The sequence below is a fragment of the Pseudomonas sp. zfem002 genome (genome assembly GCF_032621685.1).
GTDB lineage: Bacteria > Pseudomonadota > Gammaproteobacteria > Pseudomonadales > Pseudomonadaceae > Aquipseudomonas > Aquipseudomonas japonica.
On the sequence record NZ_JAVYJH010000002.1, the window covers coordinates 531,048 to 552,675 of the forward strand.

Consider the following 21,628-nt stretch of genomic DNA (forward strand, 5'->3'; position numbering starts at 1 on the left):
CCACGGATCTTTGCCGATCAGTGGCGCGGAGGGTGGGGAGTTTTGCCGGACATTGCAAAGTGACGATGTTACCGAATGTCTCTCAGGCGGCCTCGGCCCGCGGTTCGAAACTGTCGGCTCGCGCCATCGCCCACATGCGCTGGTAGAACTCGCCGCTGATCTCGCCGCTGAGCAGTTCGCCCGGCTTGAGGAACACATGGGTCTGGGAGAACAGCTTGATCTCGGTCGCCGACATGCGCCGCACCAGGTGCCTGGCCTCCAGTTGCGACGGGTGTTCGAGGCCGGCGGCGGCGAGCATTTCGGCCAGCGCCTTGAGGGTGTTGCGATGGAAATTGAACACCCGCTGCGCCTTGTCCGGCACCACCAGGGCGCGCTGGCGCAGGCCATCCTGGGTGGCCACGCCGGTCGGGCACTTGTTGGTGTGGCAGCTCTGCGACTGGATGCAGCCGATGGCGAACATGAAACCGCGCGCGGCGTTGGCCCAGTCGGCGCCGATGGCCAGCACGCTGGCGATATCGAAGGCGCTGACGATCTTGCCGCTGGCGCCGAGCCTGATCTTGTCGCGCAGGTTCAGGCCGACCAGGGTGTTGTGCACGAACAGCAGGCCTTCGCGCATCGGCACGCCGATATGGTCGGTGAACTCCATTGGCGCCGCGCCGGTGCCGCCTTCCTTGCCGTCGACGACGATGAAGTCGGGGAGGATTCCGGTTTCCAGCATGGCCTTGGCGATGCCCATGAACTCCCACGGATGGCCGAGGCAGAACTTGAAGCCCACCGGCTTGCCGCCGGACAGCTCACGCAGCCTGGCGATGAAGTGCATCATCTCGATCGGCGTGGAGAAGGCGCTGTGCGCCGACGGCGAAATGCAGTCCTCGCCCATGCTCACGCCGCGGGTCTCGGCGATCTCGCGGGTGACCTTGTGCTTGGGCAGGATGCCGCCGTGACCGGGCTTGGCGCCCTGGCTCATCTTGATCTCGATCATCCGTACCTGCGGGTTGCGTGCCTGCTCGGCGAAGCGCTGCGGATCGAAATGGCCGTCGGCGGTGCGGCAACCGAAATAGCCGCTGCCCAGCTCCCAGGTCAGGTCGCCGCCGTGTTCGCGGTGGTAGGGGCTGATGCTGCCCTCGCCGGTGTCATGGGCGAAATTGCCCAGCTTCGCCCCCTGGTTCAGCGCGCGGATGGCGTTGGCGCTGAGGGAGCCGAAGCTCATCGCCGAGATGTTGAACACCGAGGCCGAATAGGGCTGGGTACATTGCGGCCCGCCGACGGTGACGCGGAAGCTGTCCGGGTCGCTCAGCGGCGCCGGGCGCATGGAATGGCTGATGAACTCGAAGCCGGACTGGTAGACATCGATCAGGGTGCCGAAGGGCTTGTCCGACTGCTCGTTCTTGGCCCGTGCGTAGACCAGCGAGCGCTGCGCGCGAGAGAAGGGCAGGGCATCGCTGTCGGCTTCCAGCAGGTACTGGCGGATCTCCGGGCGGATGCCTTCGACCAGGTAGCGGATATTGCCGAGGATCGGGTAGTTGCGGCGTACCGCGTGGCGGGTCTGCAACAGATCGAACAGGCCGATCAGGCTGAGCACGGCGGTCAGCAGGGTGAACGGCCACAGCCAGTCGTAACGCAGGAACGGCAGGCTGGCGAAGGTGAAGAGGACGCAGGCGACGAAAAAGGCGTAGCGGCTCAGGAGTGACAGGCTCATACGGTTTCCTTGGTGGAGTCGTCGGGCAAGCCATAAACCATATAGCGGATGGGGGCATGAAGCCAGTCAGCGGCCCCGTATCAGACGCTCGCGCAGCATGTTTTCATCTTTCTCCGGCACTTCTGGCCAGAACTGCACCGCCCCCGCCACCAGCGCCGCCACCGGCACCCCGTCGCGATACAGCAGGCGATTGCCCGTCAGCGCCGGCACCCTGGCCCCCGGCAGCAGGCTGCCGCTGAGATTGAGCGGATCGCTGCCGCTGACCACGAGCAGATCGCCGTCCACAGGTCGGCGCCGCACGCTGCGCAACACGGCGATGGCTTCCGGCAGGGCGAACTGCTCCCCGGCCAGGCCGCTGACGAAGCGCCCGCCACGAATCTCGCCACGGGCCTCCAGGCGGTGGAAGGTGCGCAGCAGTTCGCGCCAGCTCGGCAGCCAGTCGGCTTCCCGCTCCAGCAGGCGCCAGAACACCATGCCATAACGCCGCAGCAGGGTGCGGGCGATGTGTTCGTGGACCGCTTCGCGATCATCGCCGCTACCGCCGCGGCGTAGCAGGGCCCAGCGCCCGGCGTCGTCCATGCCACCGAACAGCGGACCACGTCCGCGCCGGCTGCCATGGGCCTGGCGCTTGCTCGCCGGGGTGATCAGGGCGCGCAGGCCGGCGAAGCTGTCGGCGCTGACCAGGCCGGCGGCGACCAGCTCCTGCAAGGCATTTTCCAGTTCGCTGGGCAGCAGGCGGGCCTCGTCGCGCAGTTCGTCGAAGAACAGCGCGCCGTGCTGGTTCAAGGCGGTATGCACTTTCTGCGCCCTTGGCGACAAGGCGTCGCTGTCGAATGGCTGTCCCAGGCCCTGCCACAAGCCCAGGCGACTGCGCGGCAGCAGCACCAGCGGCGTGCTGCGCAAGGTACTGGCGGCGGCTTTGCCGGTCGGCGCCAGGCGCGCCCAGACGAACTTGCCGGCACGGCAGGCTTCGTCCAGCCAGCGCGGGCTGTAGTCGCCCAGGCGCGCCGGCAGCAGGTCGCTTTCCCAGGCGCCGGCGGCCGCGGCATAGCCTTCGAACTGTTCCAGCAGCTCACCGAGGGCGGCGTTGCCCTGCAGGCGGGTGGCGCTGGACAGGTGCTGCCAGTCGCACAGGAAACGCATGAAATCCTGCAGGCTGACCGGCTCGATCTCGCGGCGCAGGCGCTTGAGGGTGTAGCGGTGGATGCGTGCCAGCAGGTGGCGCTCGCACCACTGCTCGCCGGGCTGGTCGGGATGGAACCGGCCACGCAGCACGTAGCCTTCGCCTTCGAGGCGGACCAGGGCCTGCTCGATCGACGCGCGGCGCAACTGCAACGGCGCGGCGAGCTGTTGCGCGGTCGAGGGGCCGAAGCCGCCGAGGCGGGCGCGGACCAGTTCCAGCAGCGCGTCGTCCTCGTCCACGCGGCTGTCGAAACCCGGCAACGGCGTCAGGGTCGGCGCCAGCGGCGCGTCGGGATACACCGCGCGCAGGCCATTCAAGCGCTCCCGCGCCAGCCACAGGCCGCCGCCTTGCAGTTGCAGGCGGCAGGCGCGACCGCCTTGGGCCAGCTCTTCCAGCCACGGCGCCCAGGCGCTATTGGCGGCCACCTCGGCATCGCTGATCGCGGCCAGGGTCATCAGCGCTTCGTGCATTTCATCGCTGTTGCCCGGTGTCGGCCAGGCTTCGGCGGCCACCGCGGCAATCGCCTCGCGGTCCAGCGCGCCGAGGTCGTCGCCAGGCTGGACGTCGTTCCAGCGCCGGTTGAGCACGGCCTGGGTGCGCCGCTCCTCCAGCGGGGCATCGTCGAGGAAGGCGTAGGGGCGGGCATTGAGGATGGCCGCGGCCAGCGGCGAGGGCGCCGGCAGGTCGCGGCAGATCAGGCCGATCGCGCCGCTCTCGATCCGCCGCAGCAGGGCCAGCCAGCCTTGCGCATCCATGGCCTCGTGCAGGCAGTCGTCGAGGGTCTGTTCCACCAGCGGATGATCCGGCACCTCGCGCTCACCGGCGAGGTTTTCCAGGCAGGCCAGTTGGTCGGGAAACACCGCGGCGGTCAGGTCCTCGCTGCGCATGCGCTGGATCTGCGGGGCGATGCGCTTGCCGCCGGCGAAGCGCGGCAGGGCCAGGGCGACCCCGGCGTTCCAGCGCCAGCGCACGCCGAACAGCGGGGCGTCGAGCACGGCCTGGATCAGCAGGTGCTCGGCGCTGGCACTGGGCAGGTAGCGCCAGACGTCTTCCAGCGGGAAGCTGTGGCCGGCCGACAGCGACAGGATGATCGCGTCTTCGCTGGCCGCCGCCTGCAGTTCGAAATTGAAGGTGCGGCAGAAACGCTTGCGCAGGGCCAGGCCCCAGGCGCGGTTGATGCGGCTGCCGAACGGCGAGTGGATGATCAGCTGGGTGCCGCCGGACTCGTCGAAGAAGCGCTCCATCACCAGGGTGTCCTGGGACGGCAGGGCGCCGAGCACCTGGCGCGTGCGCCCCAGGTAATCGAGCAGTTGCCCGGCGCTGTCCGGGCCGAGGCCGAGGGTACTCGCCAGCCAGTCCAGCAACGGCTGGTCGCGGCCGTCGCTGGCGGCCAGGCGCTGGTCGATCTGCGCCTGCAGACGCGCCACCGCACGGGACAGTTCGTCGCTGCGCCCCGGCGCTTCGCCGAGCCAGAACGGAATGTTCGGCGGCTGGCCCTGGGCATCCTCGACCCGCACCCGACCCGGCTCGACGCGCAGGATGCGGTACGAAGCATTGCCGAGCTGGAAGATATCGCCGGCGATGCTTTCGACGGCGAAATCCTCGTTGACGCTGCCGATGTTCAGCGCCTGCGGCTCCAGCAGCACGGCGTAGTCGGCATTGTCGGGAATGGTGCCGCCGCTGGTCAGGGCGGTCAGCTGGCTGCCGCGACGACCGCGCAGCTCGCCGCTCACCGCATCGCGGTGCAGGTAGGCGCCGCGCACGCCCTGGCGCCCGCTGTAGCCTTCGGCAAGCATGCGCAGCAGGGCCTGGTAATGCGTTTCATCGAGTTGCGCATAGGGCTCGGCGCCACGGAAACAGTCGAGCAGCGCCTGCTCCGGCCAGGCCTGGCAACTGACTTCGGCGATGATCTGCTGCGCCAGCACGTCCAGCGGTGCCCGCGGTATCTGCACTTCATCCAGTTCGCCGCGGTTCACGCAGTCGAGCAGGGCGACGCATTCGATCAGGTCGTCGCGACTGGTGGGGAACAGGCGGCCCTTGGGCGTGCCGTCGACCTGGTGCCCGGAACGCCCGACTCTCTGCAGAAAGGCGGCGATGGAGCCCGGCGACGCGATCTGGCAGACCAGTTCCACCTCGCCGATATCGATGCCCAGCTCCAGCGAGGCGGTGGCCACCAGCACCTGCAGTTCGCCCCGTTTCAGGCGTTGCTCGGCCTCCAGTCGCGCCTCCTTGGCCAGGCTGCCGTGGTGCGCGGCCACCGCCTCGCGGCCGAGGCGTTCGCTCAGGTGGCGGGCCAGGCGTTCGGCCAGGCGCCGGGTGTTGACGAAGATCAGCGTGGTGCGGTGTTCGCGGGCAAGCACGGCGAGGCGATCGTAGACCTGCTCCCAGACATCGTTGGCCATCACCGCGCCGAGTGGCTGCGGCGGTACTTCGATGCCCAGGTCGCGCTGGCGGGCATGGCCGATGTCGACGATGGCGCAGGGACGCTCGCGGCCCACCAGAAAGCGCGCGACCCGTTCCACCGGGCGCTGCGTCGCCGACAGGCCGATACGTCGCAACGGTCGTCCGCACAAGGCCTGCAACCGCTCCAGAGTCAGGCTCAGATGGCTGCCGCGCTTGTTGCCGGCCAGGGCGTGGATCTCGTCGACGATCACCGTGTGCACCGTGGCCAGGCCCTTGCGTCCGGATTCGGAGCCGAGCAGCACGTACAGCGATTCCGGGGTGGTCACCAGGATGTGCGGAGCCTGCCGGCGCATGGCCGTGCGCTCTTTCTGCGGCGTGTCGCCGGTGCGCACGGCGGTGCGGATGCGCGGGGGCGGCAGGCCCAGTCGCTCGAGTTCGGCACTGATCCCGGCCAGCGGCTCCTGCAGGTTGATCTGGATATCGTTGGACAGCGCCTTGAGCGGCGAGACGTAGACCACCAGGGTGGCGTCCGGCAGTTGGCCGTCATGCTCCAGGCCCTGGACGAACAGCTCGTCGAGCACGGCGAGAAAGGCGGTGAGGGTCTTCCCCGAACCGGTGGGCGCGGCTACCAGCAGCGATTCGCCAGCGTGGATCAACGGCCAGGCGCGGGCCTGGGCGCTGGTGACCGTGGCGAAGCGACGGCGGAACCAGGCGCGCAACGCGGGGTGGAAGGCGTCCAGTACCGGATGATCGAGGGCGGGCAGGTTCATGGCCTGTTTATGCGTCCGCGGGCCGATGGTTGCAAGAGGCCACTGGTCAGCTGGCCGGTGGCGTGTGATCCTTGCTCGTCTTTTTTCACGAGTCGCCTTCATGAGCAAGACCATCCGTATCGCCGCTGCCCTGCTGATCGACCCGCGCGGCCAGACCCTGCTGGTGCGCAAGCGCGGCACCCTGGCGTTCATGCAGCCGGGCGGCAAGATCGAGGCGGACGAGTTGCCGGTGACGGCACTGGCGCGGGAGCTGTTCGAGGAGCTGGGCTTGCGCATCGACGTGACGCAGGCCTGTTATCTCGGTAATTTCAGCGCGCCGGCGGCGAACGAGCCGGGTTTCGAGGTGGTCTGCGAGCTGTTTCGGGTGGAAACCGCCGAGGCGGTGGTGCCGGCGGCCGAGATCGAGGAGGCGGTGTGGGTAGATGCCGCTGCTGCCCTTGAACTGGAACTGGCGCCGCTGACCCGGGATCGGATTTTGCCGATCTACCGTGGTGCCTGATGTCTTGCTCGCGTTTCGTGTAGGAGCGCGGCTTGCCCGCGAAAGGACCGCAAAGCGGTCCCGTTTTCTATCACCTGCGGGGGGGACCGCTGACGCGGTCCTTTCGCGGGCAAGCCACGCTCCTACAAGCACTGATCACAACAATATTGCCAAGGAGTGCCCCTGATGATCCCCCTCAACGACTGGCTGCTGTTCACCGGCGCCGCCCTGCTGATGGTCCTCACCCCCGGACCGAACATGATCTACCTGATCTCCCGCTCCATCTGTCAGGGCCGCGTGGCCGGAATCACGTCCCTGCTGGGCGTGGTCGCCGGCTTCCTGGTGCACATGACGGCCGCGGCCGTGGGCCTGACCGCGCTGTTCATGGCCGTGCCGCTGGGCTACGACCTGCTGCGCTGGGCCGGTGCCGGCTACCTGCTGTGGATGGCCTGGCAGGCGGTGAAACCCGGGGCGCGCTCGCCCTTCGAACCCCGCGAGCTGACTCCGGACTCGCCGCGCAAGCTGGTGCTGATGGGCTTTCTCACCAGCCTGCTGAATCCCAAGGTGGCAATGTTCTACCTGTCGATCCTGCCGCAGTTCATCACCCCGGAACACGGCTCGGTGCTGGCCCAGAGCCTGATCCTCGGTATCACCCAGATCAGCGTGAGCTTCACCGTCAACCTGCTGATCGCTCTGTTCGCCGCCGGCATTTCCGCCTGGTTCATGCGCTACCCGCTGTGGCTGATGCTGCAGCGCTATGTGATGGGCTTCGTCCTCGCCGCCCTGGCGCTGCGCCTGGTGCAGGAGCAGCGCAAGCTGGCCTGAGCCTCAGCGCACGGCACTGACGCCGTCGAGGGTGGAGAACGAGGTGTCCTTGGCGGTGAGGAGGAAATCACGCATGTACGGCGCGTCCAGCATGTCGCTGCGCACCGCGGCGTACAGCGTGGCGAACAGGCCTTTCTCGCCGAGGCGCTTGGCCTTCACGTAGCCCCGTGAGCTGTATTCGTGCAGCGCCCAGTGCGGCATGCCGCAGACGCCACGGCCGCTGGCCACCAGTTGCATCATCATCACCGTCAGCTCCGCCGTGCGTACCTGCGCGGGTTCGACATCGGCCGGTTCGAGGAAGCGCGTGAAGATATCCAGGCGGTCGCGTTCCACCGGGTAGGTGATCAGGGTTTCCGCGGCCAGGTCTTCCGGCAGCACATAGGGCCTGCTCGCCAGCGCGTGCTGGTTGGCCACGGCGAGCATGGCTTCATAGGTGAACAGCGGGACGTAGGTGATCCCGGCCAGGTCCACCGGGTCGGAGGTCACCACCAGGTCGAGGTCGCCGCGGGCCAGGGCCGGCAGCGGGGCGAAGGCGAAACCCGAGGCCAGGTCCAGCTCGACTTCCGGCCAGGCATCGCGGAACTGGTCGATGGTCGGCATCAGCCACTGGAAGCAGCTGTGGCATTCGATGGCCATGTGCAGGCGTCCGGCAGTGCCGCCGGCGAGACGGGCGATATCCCGTTCGGCGCCGCGCAGCAGGGGCAGGGTGGCATCGGCCAGTTGCAGCAGGCGCAGGCCGGCGCTGGTGAAGCGGATCGGCTTGGTCTTGCGCACGAACAGCGGCATGCCCAGGCGTTCTTCCAGTTCCTTGAACTGGTGGGACAGCGCCGATTGGGTCAGGTGCAGGCGCTCGGCGGCTTCGACCAGGCTGTCGGCCTCGCGCAGGGCGTGCAGGGTTTTCAGGTGGCGGATTTCGAGCACCCGGGTTCTCCATGAGAGCAATTTGACGAAAACGCAATGTCGTTGAGTTTGTCTCATGCAGCCGTGGCTGTCGACCCGCCCTCCAGAGAACGCCGGTACTGCCGTGGGCCACGGCAATACCGGCGCTGCCGTCAGTGCTCGGCGGCCTGGCGGAACAGCTCGGCGAAGTGCTTTTTCGCCATTGGCTTGCCGATGTCGCCGCGCCAGATGCGTTCGGCGGCGTCACCCTGCGCCAGTTGCCATTGCAGGCCCAGGCGGCGTTGCTCGGCGGTCTTCAGGTGGGCCTTGGTGAAGCGCTCGAAGCCGGGCGTCTGCACCGGGTAGTGGAAGTGCGCATACCACACGACTCGTGGCTCGCCCAGGGTCAGGTCGCGGACCTCGTACTCCTGGAGGAAGTCCGTGCGGCCCTCGATGCGCTTCGGCAACGGGGTCAGGCTGCCGAGCTTGCGCAGCTCCACCGCCCCCTGCGCGAGCAGGTAATCGAGCAGGCCTTCGCTGGGCGTCCTGCTCGCCAGCGACTGGCGGATGCGCAAGGTCCGCCCGCTACCCACCAGTTCGTCGGCCTTGCCGCGCAGGGTGACGACCAGTTCGGCATGCGGGTTCTGTTCGGCGATGCGCTCGGCCCGCACGCGCAGCTCGTTGGCCTCGCTGAGCAGCAGGTGTTCCAGGTTGCGCGGCAGCATGTCCTGGCGCGCGTAGCCCTCGACCTTGTCCAGGTAGGCCGGCAGCTTGCCCAGGCGCTCGCGGGCTTCGCGCAGCAGGCGGTTGATGTCCACCGGTGTCCCCGGTGCCGAATGGCCCGGGGTGTTCAGCAGGCGCCAGCGCCCGGCCTCGCCCGGCACGTAGACTTCGGTGCGGTTGTTGATGCGGTTGATGGTGATGCGCCGTTGCGGTCCGCCGACGTCCTCTTCGACACCAATGAAGAACTGGTTGTCCTCGGTCTCGAAGAGTTTGCGGGCTACCGACGGGCCACGTTCGGAAGGGGCCTTGATCGCGGTTTCGGGAATCTTCTGCTTCCAGCGCTCGGCCAGGTCGCTGATCGACTCCAGGTGCTCCAGCAGCGGCTCGACGAAGTCCTGGTCGAAGCAGTGCGGGTAGCTGGTGGTCCAGGCCCGCAGGTTGTGGCTGTAGCGCTCGAAGGTGTCGATGCAGGCTTCGAGCATGCGCCGGCGCTGCTCGGCGTTGCTGCGTACCTGGGGCAGGTGGAACAGGTTGTTCAGGCTGCGGTCCACTTCGGCCCAGGCCTTGGCCACCGGGACCTGCAGGTAGAACCACGACTCGTCGGTGGCGGTTTCGTAGCGGCTGATCACTTCCAGGTAGTTGCGCACTTTGAGGATGTCGCAGGTTGCCTGGTTGAAATTGCGCCGGGCGTACTCGATGTCTGCGCTGACTTTGGATTTCTGCGTGGCATTGGTGATGCGCTTGCCCCACATCTCGATGGCGTGGGTGTAGTTGGCCACCGCCTGCAGTTTGCCGATCACCTGGATGCGCAGGACCTTGCGTCGTTTCATGATTTCCAGGTGCCGCCCCACCTCGGTGGCCGGGGTGTTGCCGGTCTGCTCGATCAGGCGGTCGACCTGGTCGAGGAGTTCCGTGGCGCTGCGCTTGAGCGCATTGAGTTCATTGACCAGGCGATTGACCTGCAGCCAGGACACCCGGCTCATCAGGTCGCGGGCGCGGGTGCGGTTGTTGCCGGCGCTCAGTTGCGCCAGCTCCTCCAGTTGCGGGTAGATCCTGTCGGCGAGCTGGCGCTCGTAGGCAAAGTGGTTGGCCAGCTTCTCGGCCTGCTGGTAGCGCTGCTGGTCGTCGGTCATGCGATTGAACAGGCGCTGCTCATCCACTGTTTGTCGGTTGAGCCGGTCCAGCTCGCGCAGTTGGTAGTCGGTGCTGCTGCGCAGCGCACGCAGGCGGCGCAGGGCCGGATCGGTCCACCAGCGCGGCAGGCGTTCGCGGATCGCCGCCGGCCACAGCGGGTCGAGGCCGTCGGCCAGGACCCCGAGCACGGCACCGCCACCGCTGACCGGGCTGAGGATGTTGACGCCGAAAAGCGCGCCGTGGGTGTCCCAGTGGCCACTGTCGTCCAGGGCGATCGGCTGACGGTAGCCTTTGCCCTGGCCGAACAGGCGCCAGGTATGTCGGGCTTCGTCGAACGTCACCTGGTACAGGCGGCCGTGGTTGAGGATGAAGTCGCCCTGCTGCAGGCGATAGACGTTGCGGTAGATGCCTTCGCTGCCTGGCGTCAGGCCGGCCAGGGACAGGCGCTCGGGGTACTCGTAGCCGCTGAAGCGCTGCACCGCGCGGTGCTGGCCCGGCGCCGATGCAGGCAGGCCGGTGAGGCGCGTCGCCTGGCGCTGGCGCGTGACCCGGCGCAGGGCGGTCGGGTTGATGCCGGCCCCCGGCAGCACATCCATCAGGGCGTCGATGACGCACATCAGCACCGACTCCAGGTGCTCCAGGGCTTCGCCCGGCTCGCCCCGCTGCAGCGCCGCGGCCGCCTCGTTGGCCGCCAGCCAGCCGTCGAACACGGCAACCGCGGCACCGACGAAGGGTAGCGCGCCCAGGGCCATCTTGATGTAGTTGAACAGCATGCCGCTTTCCAGGGCATAGCCTTCCATGAACAGGTCGTGGGCGGAGCGCGAGGACGAGCGGTGCGCGACGATCAGCCGGCCCTTGTGCGCGTCGCACAGGTGGCGGGCCAGGGAGGTGGTCGCCGGCCAGGCCAGGCCCACGCCGATGATGCCGTCGAAGTGGCGCAGGCAGGCCTGCTGGAGGCGGCTGACATGGGCGCTGACCTCGCCGGCCAGCGCCCGGCCGCCGAGGTATTCGGCCATGCGGCTGTCGAAGCAGAGCTGGAACAGCGCCTTGCGCGCGCTTTCCAGGGTGTCGTACTGGCGCAGGAAAATCCCGTCCGGGCTGTCTGGCAGATAGAGCAGGGTGATGCCCACCGCCGCGGAGTGGATCAGGGTCACGCCGGACAGTCCGGCGCTGTGGCCGGCGGTATCGTCGCCGCCGCTGGTCAGCAGCAGGGGCAGCAGGCTGACCTGCAGGGCGTGGCGGTTGTACGCCTGCTGCGAGTTCGCGTCGATGGCGGTCTCGAGAATCGCCCGTCCGCGTTCGTCGATGCGCTGTTGCTGCAGGGCCGCCTCGCCCTGGATGCGCAGCATCAGGCGCAGCGGATCGAGCAGGCATTCCTCGCGGTACTCGGCGGCGAAGGGTGTTTCGCCGGCGCTGCCCATGAAGGCATCGACGAGGCAGCGCTCGTAGTGGCCGCCGACGTCGAGTTCGCTGACCGTGTCGCGCAGCCAGGCCAGGGTCACGCCCGCCAGCACGCGCGGATGCGCGTCGCTGTCGCCGCCGCTGACCAGTACGCGCATGAACCACAGGCGTTGTTCCAGCGTCTCGTCGAGCTGTTGCAGGGCGAGGTCTTCCAGGCTCAGGCGGCTGCGTTCGAGACTGGCAATCGGCACCCGCTTGACCGGGGTACCCGGTGCGCCGGAACCGGGGATGGGCTCGCGGCGCTGTACCACGCTGTCGGGCAGATCGAGCTGGATCTGCACGTCGTGGTCAAGGGCGAAGGCCTGGCGCACGCGACGGGCGACCTGCCGGCGGACGAATTCGCCGCGATTGGGCAGTACGCCGGCCAGGTAGGCCCGCGAACGCTGTACCGCTTGCAGGTAGTCTTCGATCAGTTGCCGCAGTTGCCTGCGTCCTTGCTCGTCGAGTCGACCCAGCCAGGCCGGGCGCTGCTGCGCGAGCTGCAGGGCGCGCTGTTGTTCCAGCCACTGCTGGTGGGCCAGGTCACGGGCGGCGTGGGCGGCAACCTGCAGGTTGTCCCGGGTCTGCTGGCGCAGGGCCTGGAGCGCGTCGTCGAGCACCTCCGGGGTGTCGCCCAAGTGCTGCTGGTACAGGGCGCGCAGGCTGGCTTCGTAGCGGGACAACTGCCGGGCGAGGCTGTACGCGAAGGCATCCTCCTCCAGCGTCAGTACCTGCAGGCTGCGGTCGCCAGGCGCGGACTTGAAGAACGCGCTTTCCAGCGACTGGCGCGAGTCGAAGCCCTGCAGGCCACCACTCACGCCCGGCCAGTAGAGCAGCACCGGCTGGTCGGCGGCGAGATCGCCCGCGCTGTCGCCATGGCCGATCAGCAGCACACCGTCCAGCTCATGGGTTCCCTCGGCGGAGTGCAGGTGCAGGGTGGCAACGCTGACCGGGTCGAGGCGCTGGCTGGCCAGGGGCGCCTGCAACACTGCGTCGAGCAGGGCGCGCTGCGGGCTGTCGAGCAGGCGCAGGGCCTGCTGGATATCCGCTTCGGCGCGCAGGCCGGCGACCCGTGCCTGCTGCAGCGCCTGGCAGTGGGGGCTGGTCCGGTCGGGGATCGGCGTGGCGAGCAAGGCCGAGGCTGCGGTGAAACTGTCGTGTTGGGCGCTGTCCAGGGCCGCGAGTGCCGCCTGCAGTGGGGCGGGCAGGCGTGCGCCGTCGGCCACGGCGTCGAAGGCGGCGAGTTGCCGGTCAACCTTGTGCAGGCGCGTGCTGAGCGGCAGGTCGCGGTACAGGGCGCCGAAGCCATCGCTCGCCAGCGCCGCGTCGTCCAGCAGCGCCACTGCAGGCGCGTCGGCGAGCAGCGGTGTGCCGGTGCGCCAGGTCTCGAAACTGGCCGGCTCATCCAGGCGGCGGGTGCGCAGGGCGTTCATCAGGCGCTTGCAGGCGCTGTCCAGCGCGGCGGCAACGCTTTCGTAGTCGATGCCGACACTGTCGGGCAGGAGGTCCTGGCGTTGCCGCAGGTGCTGGTCCAGTTCGTCCTGGCTGGCGAACGCCTGCATGACCGGCTCGTGGGTCGGCACATAGAGCAGGCGGCTGGCGCCTTCATCGATGACCAGCGCGCCAGGCAATGCCAGCTGGGCGCCCGAGGCGAGGCGCCCGTGGGGAATCCGCGCGGGTCCGTCGCCGTCGACCAGTCGCTGCAAGGCCTGGCACTGCGCGGCGCTCAGTTGACCCATGGCCAGGGTCCGCGCGCCGGCGGCCTGGAAGTGCCGGCGGTAGTGCCGCGCGCCATCGTCCTGGCGGGACAGCGCGGTGCCCGGGGCGCGAGCACGCCAGTAGGCGAGCCATTCGCGGTCGAGCTGTTCGCGCAGGTCAGGGTCTGTGCCGGTGCGGGTCGCGGGCGCGTCGCGCAGCAGGTCGAACAGGCGCTGGCGGCTCTGGCGCCAGGCGCGGGTCGCGGCGAGGAAGAGGTTCTCGTCTTCGGGGAGAAGGGTATCGAGCTGACGGGCGAGGTCGAAATCGACCACGTCCATGAAGGATTGATCCGGGGTATCGAGCATGCTGGCTTGTCCTTGCTTGGGGCGGCTGGAAGCACCGTGAAGCGCGGATTTCAGGGCAAGCCCTGGGGGCTGGGGCGGTAGATAGGTATTTTTCGCAGGACGGCGCTGCTGGGGAGGGGCGCCATGTCCATTCAGCGGGGTTCATGAAATTGTCATCGAACTGTGGCAGCGCGCTCGCATGAACATCATCACACTCGCGCTCTACTGGGGATTTCGTTTTCGGTGTTTTTCATGCGGGCCTATTTATTTCTCCTCGCGCTGTTCTGCGCGTTTCCGTCGTTCGCCGCGTCGCGCTGCGATGTCCACGCGCCTGTCCAGCAGGTGCGGCTCAAGCAGGTCAGCCTGGCCTACCAGAGCGTCGGTCGTACCAACGATCCGGCCCTGCTGCTGGTGATGGGCCTGGGCGGGCAGTTGATCCACTGGCCCGACGAAGTGGTCGAGGCGCTGTGCCGCCAGGGTTTCCGGGTGATCCGCTACGACAACCGCGACGTCGGCCTGTCGCACTGGAACCAGGCGCCGGCGGACGCCAGCCTGACCTACGAACTGCTGCGCTATCGCCTCGGCCTGGCGGTGAGCGCGCCCTACACCCTGGAAGACATGGCCGAAGACGGCCTGGAACTGATGGATCAGCTGGGGCAGCCTCGCTTTCATGTGCTGGGCGTAAGCATGGGCGGGATGATCGCCCAGCACCTGGCGGCCATGGCGCCGCAGCGGGTCGAGAGCCTGACGCTGATCATGTCCAGCTCCGGCGCCCAGGGCCTGCCGGCACCGAGCCCGGCGCTGATCCGCCAGCTGGCCCGGCGCAGCGCGCCGAACCGTGATGTCGCCATCCAGCAGCAGGCCGACCTGCTGGCGGCACTGGGCAGTCCGCAGGTAACGGACGATCGTCAGGCATTGCTGGAGCAGGCGGCGGTCTCCTACGACCGCGCCTTCAACCCTGAAGGGGTCAAGCGGCAGATCCTGGCGATCCTCGCCGAACCGAGCCGGGTCGAACTGCTCGACCGCCTGCGCGTGCCGACCCTGGTGGTGCACGGTACCGCCGATCCGCTGCTGCCGGTCATGCACGGGGTGCACCTGGCGGCGCATATCCAGGGCAGCCAGCTGAAACTGATCCCCGGCCTGGCCCATCGTTTCCAGGAACCGTTCAAGGCGGCGTTGCTGGCGGCGGTGCTGCCCTACCTGCAGTCACACCGGGCGGACGATATCGGCCATATCGCCCAGCGTTAATGCAGGCGGACCCAGGCGCTGACGAGGATCCCCGCCGCCACCAGCCAGGCCAGCGCCGCCAGGGCCAGCGAGGCTTCCAGGCGCAGGCGGTCGACCAGCACATACAGCGCCGCGAGATAGACGAAGTAGGGAATGATCGACCACATGCCGAAGACGATGGTGGTCTTCAGGTCGTCGAGGGAGCGGCCCTTGCCGACGATGTAGTGGGCGATCAGGGCGAAGGTGGGGAACAGCGGCACCAGGCCGGCGATGTAGTAATTGCGGGTCTTGGCCAGCATGGCGAGGATCACCACCACGGCGGCGCCGAGGCCGGCCTTGAGTAGCAGGTCCATGCGTGTCTCCTCAACCCAGACCGTATTTCTTCACTTTGTCGAACAGGGTGGTCTTGGCCATGCCCAGTTCCTGGCTGGCCTGGCTGAGATTGCCGCCGGTGCGCTGCAGGGCATCGCTGAGCAGGTTGCGCTCGAAGGCTTCCACGGCCTCGGCGAAGCCCACGCCCTGCGAGGTGGCGGCCCCGGCTTTCTTGAACGCCGGCAGGCCGAGGGCGAAGCGCTCGGCGACATTGCGCAGCTCGCGCACGTTGCCCGGCCAGTCGTGGCTCATCAGTCGCGACAGGGTCTGGCTGTCCAGTTGCGGCGCCTCGCGGTCGAAGCGCAGCGACGATTGCTGGAGGAAGTGTTCGAACAGTTGCAGGATGTCCTCGCGGCGTTCGCGCAGCGGCGGCAGTTCCAGGGTCACCACGTTGAGGCGGTAGTACAGGTCGCTGCGGAACTGGCCGCTCTGGCCGAGGGATTCGAGGTCCGACTTGGTCGCCGCGACCACCCGGCAGTCCACCGCAATGCTCTGGTTCGAGCCGAGGCGTTCCAGGGTGCGTTCCTGCAACACCCGCAGCAGCTTGATCTGCAGGTTGATCGGCATGCTCTCGATCTCGTCGAGGAACAGCGTGCCGCCGTTGGCGTGTTCGATCTTGCCGATGCGGCGCTTGCCGGCACCGGTGAAGGCGTTCGCCTCATGGCCGAAGATCTCGCTTTCGAACAGGTTCTCCGGCAGGCCGCCGCAGTTCAGGGCGACGAAGGGCTGGGCCTGGCGCCGGCTGAAGTCGTGCAGGCAGCGCGCGACCAGTTCCTTGCCGGTGCCGGTCTCGCCTTCGATCAGCACGTTGGCCGAGGTGTCGGCGACGTTGGCGATCAGCTCGCGCAGGTTCTGCATGGCCGGCGAACGCCCGATGATGCGCCCCTCCAGGGTGCTGCGCTCGGCCAGCTGGCGGCGCAGGGCGAACACTTCGCGGGCCAGGCCGCGCTGTTCCAGGGCGCGGCGTACCACGTCCACCAGGCGCTCGGGCGAGAAGGGTTTCTCCATGAAGTCGTAGGCGCCGTTGCGCATGGCCCCGACCGCCATGTCGATGTCGCCGTGACCGGTGATCAGCACCACCGGCAGGCTGCTGTCGCGGGCCTTGAGGCGGCTCAGCAGTTCCAGGCCGTCGATGCCGGGCAGGCGGATATCGCTGACGACGATCCCGGCGAAGTCATCGCCGATGCGCTCCAGCGCCTGCTCGGCGCTGCCCACGCCTTCGCTGACGATATCTTCCAGGGCCAACGCCTGCTGGCAGCCGAGCAGCACATGCGGGTCGTCTTCGACGATCAGGACGGTAAGGGGCGATGTGTTCATAGGGACTCGGCGGATTCGGTGGGGGCGGGCAGCAGCGGCAGGCTGATGACGAACGCGGTGCCGCCGCTGGCGGGGTGTTCGACGTTCAGGCTGCCGCCGGCGGCGGCGGCGAGGCTGGCGGACAGGGTCAGGCCGAGGCCCAGGCCGTGTTCACCCGGCTTGGTGGTGAAGAAGGGTTCGAACAGGTGCTTGCGCGTTTCGTCGTCGATGCCGTGGCCGTTGTCGCGCACGCGCAGGCGGTACTTGCCGTCCTGCACGTCGCCTTCCAGCCACAGCTCCGGCAGCGGCACCGCGGCCATGGCGTCGAGGGCGTTGCCGATCAGGTTGACGAGGATCTGCTCCAGGCGGGTCTGGTCGATGGCCAGGGTCTGCTCGCTGTAGTTGCTGTGCAGTTTCAGGTGGCAGCCGTCGATACGCGCGGCCAGCACCTGCAGGGTGGCTTCCACCGCCTTGCCCAGCGAGGCCTGGCCGCGGTCGTCGCCACGCCGGGCGAAGGAACGCAGGCTGGCGGTGATGCGGCCCATGCGGTCGATCAGGTCGTTCATGGTGCGCAGGTTGGCGCTGGCCACTTCCAGCGAGCCGCGCTCGAGGAAGCGCACGGTGTTGCCGGACAGGGTGCGCAGCGCTGCCAGCGGCTGGTTCAGCTCGTGGGCGATGCTGGTGGACATCTGCCCGATTGCCGCCAGCTTGCCGGCCTGGACCAGTTCGTCCTGGGCGTGGCGCAGGGTCTGTTCGGCCTGGCGCCGTTCGCGGATCTGCGCCTTCAGGCGTTCGTTGCTGGCGCGCAGGTCGGCGGTGCGTTCGGTGATCCGCCGCTCCAGCTGGTTGTTGGCTTCTTCCAGCGCTTCGCGGGCGGCGAGGCGGGTGGCGATGACCTTGCGCCGTTCGTTCCAGGCGATGGCGAGGATGGTCAGCAGGGCGAAGGCCACGGCCACCAGCACGCCCTGGATGATCGATTCGCGGCGCAGGTCCTGCAGCGGGGTGAGCAGGGTGAAATGCCAGGGTGTGTCGGCGAGGCGGCGGGTCTGCGCCAGGTAGCTGACCTGGCGGGCCCCTTCGTCGAGCCGGGCATTGGCCGGGAAGGTGAGTTTCTCCAGGCCGTCGCCGAGCTTTTCACGGGCCAGCGGTTGCAGCTCGTTGAGCGAGAACCAGTAGTACTGCAGGCTGCGCGCCAGGCGCTCCTTGACTTCCGCGGTCAGCGGCCGCACCGATTTCAGGCGTCGTGCCGGGTCGCTGGAGAGGATGATGATGCCGTTCTCGTCGCTGACGAAGGCTTCCAGGCGGGCGCGCTGCCAGCGTTCCTCGAGGTTCTCCAGACGCACCTTGATCACCGCCACGCCAATGATCTTGCCGTGTTCCTCGAGGCCGTGGGCCAGGTAGTAGCCGGGTTCGCCGGTGGTGCTGCCGATGCCGTAGAAACGTCCCGGCTGGCCGCGCACGGCGTCCTGGAAATAGGCCCGGAACGACAGGTCTTCACCGAGGAAACTGTCGACGTCGCGCCAGTTGCTGGTGGCCTGGACCCGGCCGGTGGTGTCGAGGACGAAGATTGCCCGGCTGCGGCTGCGCCGGTTCAGGCCCTCGAGGTATTCGTTGACCCTCTGGCGGTGTTCGCCATCGGGTTCGGTGAGCAGCTTCGACACGCTGTCTTCCAGCTCCAGCAGGCTGGGCAGGTAGGTGTACTTGCTGATTTCGCTCTCGACCGTGCGCGCGTGCAGTTCGAGCTGGCGCTCGCCGTTGTCGCTCAAGGTGCGGATGCCGTTGTGTTCGCTGACCAGGTAACCGCCGACACCGAGGCCGATGGTCAGCAGGAGGATCAGCGGCGGAATGAGCAGTTGGCGGATCAGACGGGGTTTCACGGCAAGGGCAGGCTTGGCTGGGCGAAGGAGCGTGGGATCGCATTTCATCACAGAGGCCTTGTAACGACCAGCGCCCCGCGTCCGCCGAAGCGGAGGCGGGGCGCCAGTTGCTTAGTGCTGCAGGATTTTGCTGAGGAAGTGCTGGGTGCGCTCGTGGCGGCCCGACGGATCGCCGAAGAATTCTTCCTTCTGGCAGTCCTCGATGATGCTGCCCTTGTCCATGAAGATCACCCGGTTGGCGACCTTGCGGGCGAAGCCCATTTCGTGGGTCACGCACATCATGGTCATGCCTTCGTGGGCCAGTTCGACCATCACGTCCAGTACTTCGTTGACCATTTCCGGGTCCAGCGCCGAGGTCGGTTCGTCGAACAGCATGACGATCGGGTCCATGGACAGCGCCCGGGCGATCGCCACGCGCTGCTGCTGGCCGCCGGAGAGCTGGCCGGGGTGCTTCTTGGCATGGGCGCCGAGGCCGACGCGGTCGAGCAGGGCCAGGCCTTTCTTGGTCGCTTCCGCTTCGCTGCGGCCGAGCACCTTGCGCTGGGCGATGGTCAGGTTCTCGGTGATGCTCAGGTGCGGGAACAGCTCGAAGTGCTGGAACACCATGCCGACCCGGGAGCGCAGCTTGGGCAGGTTGGTCTTCGGATCGGCGATCGAGGTGCCGTCGACGATGATGTCGCCCTTCTGGAACGGCTCCAGGGCGTTGACGCACTTGATCAGGGTCGACTTGCCCGAGCCGGACGGTCCGCAGACCACCACCACTTCACCTTTCTTGACCTCGGTATTGCAGTTGGTCAGTACCTGGAAGTCGCCGTACCACTTGCTGACGTTCTTGATGGAAATCATACGGTTATCCTTTTCTGCAGACGCTTGACCAGGAAGGAAGCGGAGAAGCTGATGACGAAGTAGACAGCGCCGGCGAAGAGCAGGAACTCATGGGAGCGTCCGATGATGTCGCCGTTGGCGCGGGCCGAGTTGAGGAAGTCCACCAGGCCGACGGTGTAGACCAGCGAGGTGTCCTGGAACAGGATGATGCTCTGCTGCAGCAGCAGCGGGGTCATCTTGCGGAACGCCTGGGGCAGGATGATCAGACGCATGGTCTGCCCGTAGTTCATGCCCAGGGCCTGGGCCGCGCCCATCTGGCCCTTGGAGATCGATTGCACGCCGGCCCGGACGATTTCGCAGAAGTAGGCCGCCTCGAACATCATGAAGGCCACGACGCAGGAGGTGAAGGCGCCGACCGGGGTGTCCTCGCCGGTGATCCAGCGCAGCACGAACGGCACCGCCAGGTAGAACCAGGTGATCACCAGCAGCAACGGGATCGAGCGGAAGTAGTTGACGTAGGCGCCGGCCACGTTGGCCAGCAGCTTGCTCGACGACAGGCGCATCAGGGCCAGGACGGTGCCCAGCGCGATACCGCCGATGACGCCCATGACCATCAGTTGCAGGGTCATGAGCATGCCGTCCCACAATGCGGGCAGGGCCGGGATGATTTCGCTGAAGTCCAGTTCCATCATTTACCTCCCACGGAAATCAGGCCGGGCACCGCGACTTTCTTCTCGACCATGCGCATGACCAGCATCAGGCCCATGTTCAGGGTGAAGTAGATCAGCGTCGCGAGGGTGAAGGCTTCGAACAGGTTGGCGGAGAACTCGGCGGTCTGCTTGGTCTGCGCGAGCAGTTCCATCAGGCCGATCAGCGAGGCCACCGAAGAGTTCTTGAAGACGTTGAGGAATTCCGAGGTGAGCGGCGGAATGATGATCCGGTAGGCCTGGGGCAGCAGCACGTTGTTGTAGATCTGCGGCAGGCTGAAGCCCATGGCGCGGGCGGCGGCTTCCTGGCCGCGAGGCAGCGCCTGGATACCGGTGCGCACCTGTTCGCAGACCCGCGCCGCGGTGAACAGGCCCAGGCAGATGACCACGCTGATCAGCGCCGAGGTGGTCGGGTTCAGGTCCTGCTTGAACCACTCCTGCACGCTCTCGGGCAGCAGGTCGGGGACCAGGAAGTACCAGATGAACAGCTGCACCAGCAGCGGTACGTTGCGAAAGAGTTCCACGTAGCAGGTGGCGATACCCGATACCACGCGGTTCGGCACGGTGCGCATCACGCCGAGCACGGAGCCCAGCAGCAAGGCGATGATCCAGGCGGCGATGGCAATGGCGATGGTCCAGCCCAGGCCGGTGATGTACCAGTCCAGATAGGTTTCGTCGCCCACGCCGGTGGACTTGAAGAATACGCCCCAGTCCCAGTTGTAATTCATCGGGGTCTCCCCTCGGATAGGTTGTTTCACGGGCACCTTCGAGCATCCGGGGGCGCAAGCGCCCTCGGATGAAAGGTTAGACACTAACTAGACGGGGTTCAGGACTTCTTTTCGTCCGCGGCTTTGTCGGTCGGCTCGGCGATCAGCTTCTTCAGTTCGTCGCTCATCGGGAACTGCAGGTTCAGGCCTTTTGGCGGGACTGGCTGCTGGAACCACTTGTCGTAGATCTTGTTGATCTCGCCGGACTTGTACAGGGCGACGATGGCGTCATCCACGGCTTTCTTGAACGCCGGGTCGTCCTTGCGCACCATGCAGCCGTAGATCTCGTAGGACTGCGGGGTACCGGTGATGACCCAGTCGGACGGCTTCTTGGCCTTGGCCATTTCGCCGGCGAGGAGGGCGTCGTCCATCATGAAGGCGACGGCGCGATTGCTTTCCAGCATGTTGAAGGCTTCGCCGTGGTCCTTGGCCGAGATCACGTTCATGCCCATCTGCTTGTCGGCGTTCATTGCCTTGAGCAGGCGCTCGGAGGTGGTCCCGGCGGTGGTCACCACGTTCTTGCCTTTCAGGTCTTCGAAGTCCTTGTAGGCCGGCTGGCCGTCCTTGACCTTGGTCAGCAGGCGGGTACCGACTTCGAAGATGCCGACCGAGAAGGCGACCTGCTGTTGGCGCTCGACGTTGTTGGTGGTGGAGCCGCACTCGACGTCGACGGTGCCGTTCTGCACCAGCGGGATACGGGTCTGCGAGGTGACCAGGTTGTAGCGCGCCTTCAGCTCTGGAGCGTTCAGTTGCTTCTTCAGGTGCTCGACGATGGCCAGCTGGATGTCGTGGGAGTAGCCGATCGGCTCGGGCTTGCCGGCCAGGTAGGAAAACGGAATGGACGAGTCACGGTGGCCCAGGGTGATGGTGCCCTGGTCCTTGATCTTCTTCAGGGTGCCGGTCAGTTCTTCGGCCATGGCCGGGGAGGCGATCACGGCGGCGGTGATGGCGGCGCCCAACAGATGACGAACGATACGCATC

The 21,628-nt window shown here is 67.3% G+C and carries 14 protein-coding genes; 3 read left to right on the plus strand and 11 right to left on the minus strand.

Annotated features, from left to right (window positions below; translation table 11 throughout):
* Positions 1 to 82: 82 nt before the first annotated feature.
* Together RTI28_RS05745 and RTI28_RS05750 are read right to left on the minus strand one after the other, a co-directional pair.
* The gene (locus RTI28_RS05745; RefSeq protein WP_316919536.1) at positions 83 to 1,699 is read right to left on the minus strand and encodes an FMN-binding glutamate synthase family protein; all 1,617 of its coding nucleotides are present in this window, start codon (positions 1,697 to 1,699) and stop codon (positions 83 to 85) included.
* A gap of 66 nt (positions 1,700 to 1,765) precedes the next feature.
* A complete protein-coding gene (locus tag RTI28_RS05750; RefSeq protein ID WP_316919537.1) occupies positions 1,766 to 6,055 on the minus strand; it encodes a DEAD/DEAH box helicase in 4,290 nt (1,429 codons plus the stop codon).
* 100 nt (positions 6,056 to 6,155) lie between these two features.
* On the opposite strand from RTI28_RS05750, the gene RTI28_RS05755 reads away from it, so the two are divergent.
* Positions 6,156 to 6,554: an NUDIX domain-containing protein gene (locus RTI28_RS05755; RefSeq protein WP_316919538.1), complete on the plus strand. Its 399-nt coding sequence runs from the start codon at positions 6,156 to 6,158 to the stop codon at positions 6,552 to 6,554.
* A gap of 165 nt (positions 6,555 to 6,719) precedes the next feature.
* The gene (locus tag RTI28_RS05760; RefSeq protein WP_316919539.1) at positions 6,720 to 7,358 is read left to right on the plus strand and encodes a LysE family translocator; all 639 of its coding nucleotides are present in this window, start codon (positions 6,720 to 6,722) and stop codon (positions 7,356 to 7,358) included.
* Between the two features lie 3 nt (positions 7,359 to 7,361).
* On the opposite strand, the gene metR is transcribed toward RTI28_RS05760, so the two are convergent.
* Both metR and RTI28_RS05770 read right to left on the minus strand, forming a co-directional pair.
* Positions 7,362 to 8,279 (minus strand): transcriptional regulator MetR, encoded by a 918-nt coding sequence (gene metR / locus RTI28_RS05765; protein ID WP_316919540.1) that lies wholly within the window; start codon positions 8,277 to 8,279, stop codon positions 7,362 to 7,364.
* A 131-nt stretch (positions 8,280 to 8,410) separates the two neighbouring features.
* On the minus strand, positions 8,411 to 13,597 hold the full coding sequence (locus RTI28_RS05770) for a dermonecrotic toxin domain-containing protein (protein WP_316919541.1): 5,187 nt from the start codon (positions 13,595 to 13,597) through the stop codon (positions 8,411 to 8,413).
* Positions 13,598 to 13,828: 231 nt separating this feature from the next.
* Between RTI28_RS05770 and RTI28_RS05775 the strand changes: the two genes are divergently transcribed.
* Positions 13,829 to 14,824, plus strand: a complete 996-nt coding sequence (locus tag RTI28_RS05775; protein ID WP_316919542.1) for an alpha/beta hydrolase — start codon at positions 13,829 to 13,831, stop codon at positions 14,822 to 14,824.
* On the opposite strand, the gene RTI28_RS05780 is transcribed toward RTI28_RS05775, so the two are convergent.
* The 7 genes from RTI28_RS05780 to RTI28_RS05810 form a co-directional block, all read right to left on the minus strand.
* Entirely contained in the window at positions 14,821 to 15,156 is a 336-nt protein-coding gene (locus RTI28_RS05780) for a GlpM family protein (RefSeq protein WP_316919543.1), read from the minus strand. The genes RTI28_RS05775 and RTI28_RS05780 overlap by 4 nt on opposite strands.
* Positions 15,157 to 15,166: 10 nt before the next feature.
* Positions 15,167 to 16,492, minus strand: coding sequence for a sigma-54 dependent transcriptional regulator (locus tag RTI28_RS05785; protein WP_316919544.1), 1,326 nt, complete (start codon positions 16,490 to 16,492; stop codon positions 15,167 to 15,169).
* Complete coding sequence (locus RTI28_RS05790) at positions 16,489 to 18,396, minus strand: ATP-binding protein (protein WP_316919545.1); 1,908 nt, start codon at positions 18,394 to 18,396, stop codon at positions 16,489 to 16,491. Before RTI28_RS05790 ends, RTI28_RS05785 begins: the two co-directional genes overlap by 4 nt.
* A 63-nt stretch (positions 18,397 to 18,459) precedes the next feature.
* Positions 18,460 to 19,194: an amino acid ABC transporter ATP-binding protein gene (locus RTI28_RS05795; RefSeq protein ID WP_316919546.1), complete on the minus strand. Its 735-nt coding sequence runs from the start codon at positions 19,192 to 19,194 to the stop codon at positions 18,460 to 18,462.
* Positions 19,191 to 19,862, minus strand: coding sequence for an ABC transporter permease subunit (locus RTI28_RS05800; protein WP_316919547.1), 672 nt, complete (start codon positions 19,860 to 19,862; stop codon positions 19,191 to 19,193). Before RTI28_RS05800 ends, RTI28_RS05795 begins: the two co-directional genes overlap by 4 nt.
* A complete protein-coding gene (locus RTI28_RS05805; RefSeq protein WP_316919548.1) occupies positions 19,862 to 20,608 on the minus strand; it encodes an amino acid ABC transporter permease in 747 nt (248 codons plus the stop codon). Before RTI28_RS05805 ends, RTI28_RS05800 begins: the two co-directional genes overlap by 1 nt.
* Before the next feature lie 98 nt (positions 20,609 to 20,706).
* Positions 20,707 to 21,627: a glutamate/aspartate ABC transporter substrate-binding protein gene (locus tag RTI28_RS05810; RefSeq protein WP_316919549.1), complete on the minus strand. Its 921-nt coding sequence runs from the start codon at positions 21,625 to 21,627 to the stop codon at positions 20,707 to 20,709.
* Between the last annotated feature and the right edge of the window lies 1 nt (position 21,628).

What these genes read in the sequence shown, in the direction of transcription:
- RTI28_RS05780 (WP_316919543.1), bottom strand. Translation starts at nt 15,156, where the DNA reads ATGGACCTGCTACTCAAGGCCGGCCTCGGCGCCGCCGTGGTGGTGATC.
- RTI28_RS05795 (WP_316919546.1), bottom strand. Translation starts at nt 19,194, where the DNA reads ATGATTTCCATCAAGAACGTCAGCAAGTGGTACGGCGACTTCCAGGTA.
- RTI28_RS05755 (WP_316919538.1), top strand. Translation starts at nt 6,156, where the DNA reads ATGAGCAAGACCATCCGTATCGCCGCTGCCCTGCTGATCGACCCGCGC.
- RTI28_RS05810 (WP_316919549.1), bottom strand. Translation starts at nt 21,627, where the DNA reads ATGCGTATCGTTCGTCATCTGTTGGGCGCCGCCATCACCGCCGCCGTG.
- RTI28_RS05805 (WP_316919548.1), bottom strand. Translation starts at nt 20,608, where the DNA reads ATGAATTACAACTGGGACTGGGGCGTATTCTTCAAGTCCACCGGCGTG.
- RTI28_RS05750 (WP_316919537.1), bottom strand. Translation starts at nt 6,055, where the DNA reads ATGAACCTGCCCGCCCTCGATCATCCGGTACTGGACGCCTTCCACCCC.
- RTI28_RS05745 (WP_316919536.1), bottom strand. Translation starts at nt 1,699, where the DNA reads ATGAGCCTGTCACTCCTGAGCCGCTACGCCTTTTTCGTCGCCTGCGTC.
- RTI28_RS05785 (WP_316919544.1), bottom strand. Translation starts at nt 16,492, where the DNA reads ATGAACACATCGCCCCTTACCGTCCTGATCGTCGAAGACGACCCGCAT.
- RTI28_RS05800 (WP_316919547.1), bottom strand. Translation starts at nt 19,862, where the DNA reads ATGGAACTGGACTTCAGCGAAATCATCCCGGCCCTGCCCGCATTGTGG.
- RTI28_RS05770 (WP_316919541.1), bottom strand. Translation starts at nt 13,597, where the DNA reads ATGCTCGATACCCCGGATCAATCCTTCATGGACGTGGTCGATTTCGAC.
- RTI28_RS05775 (WP_316919542.1), top strand. Translation starts at nt 13,829, where the DNA reads ATGCGGGCCTATTTATTTCTCCTCGCGCTGTTCTGCGCGTTTCCGTCG.
- RTI28_RS05790 (WP_316919545.1), bottom strand. Translation starts at nt 18,396, where the DNA reads ATGAAATGCGATCCCACGCTCCTTCGCCCAGCCAAGCCTGCCCTTGCC.
- RTI28_RS05760 (WP_316919539.1), top strand. Translation starts at nt 6,720, where the DNA reads ATGATCCCCCTCAACGACTGGCTGCTGTTCACCGGCGCCGCCCTGCTG.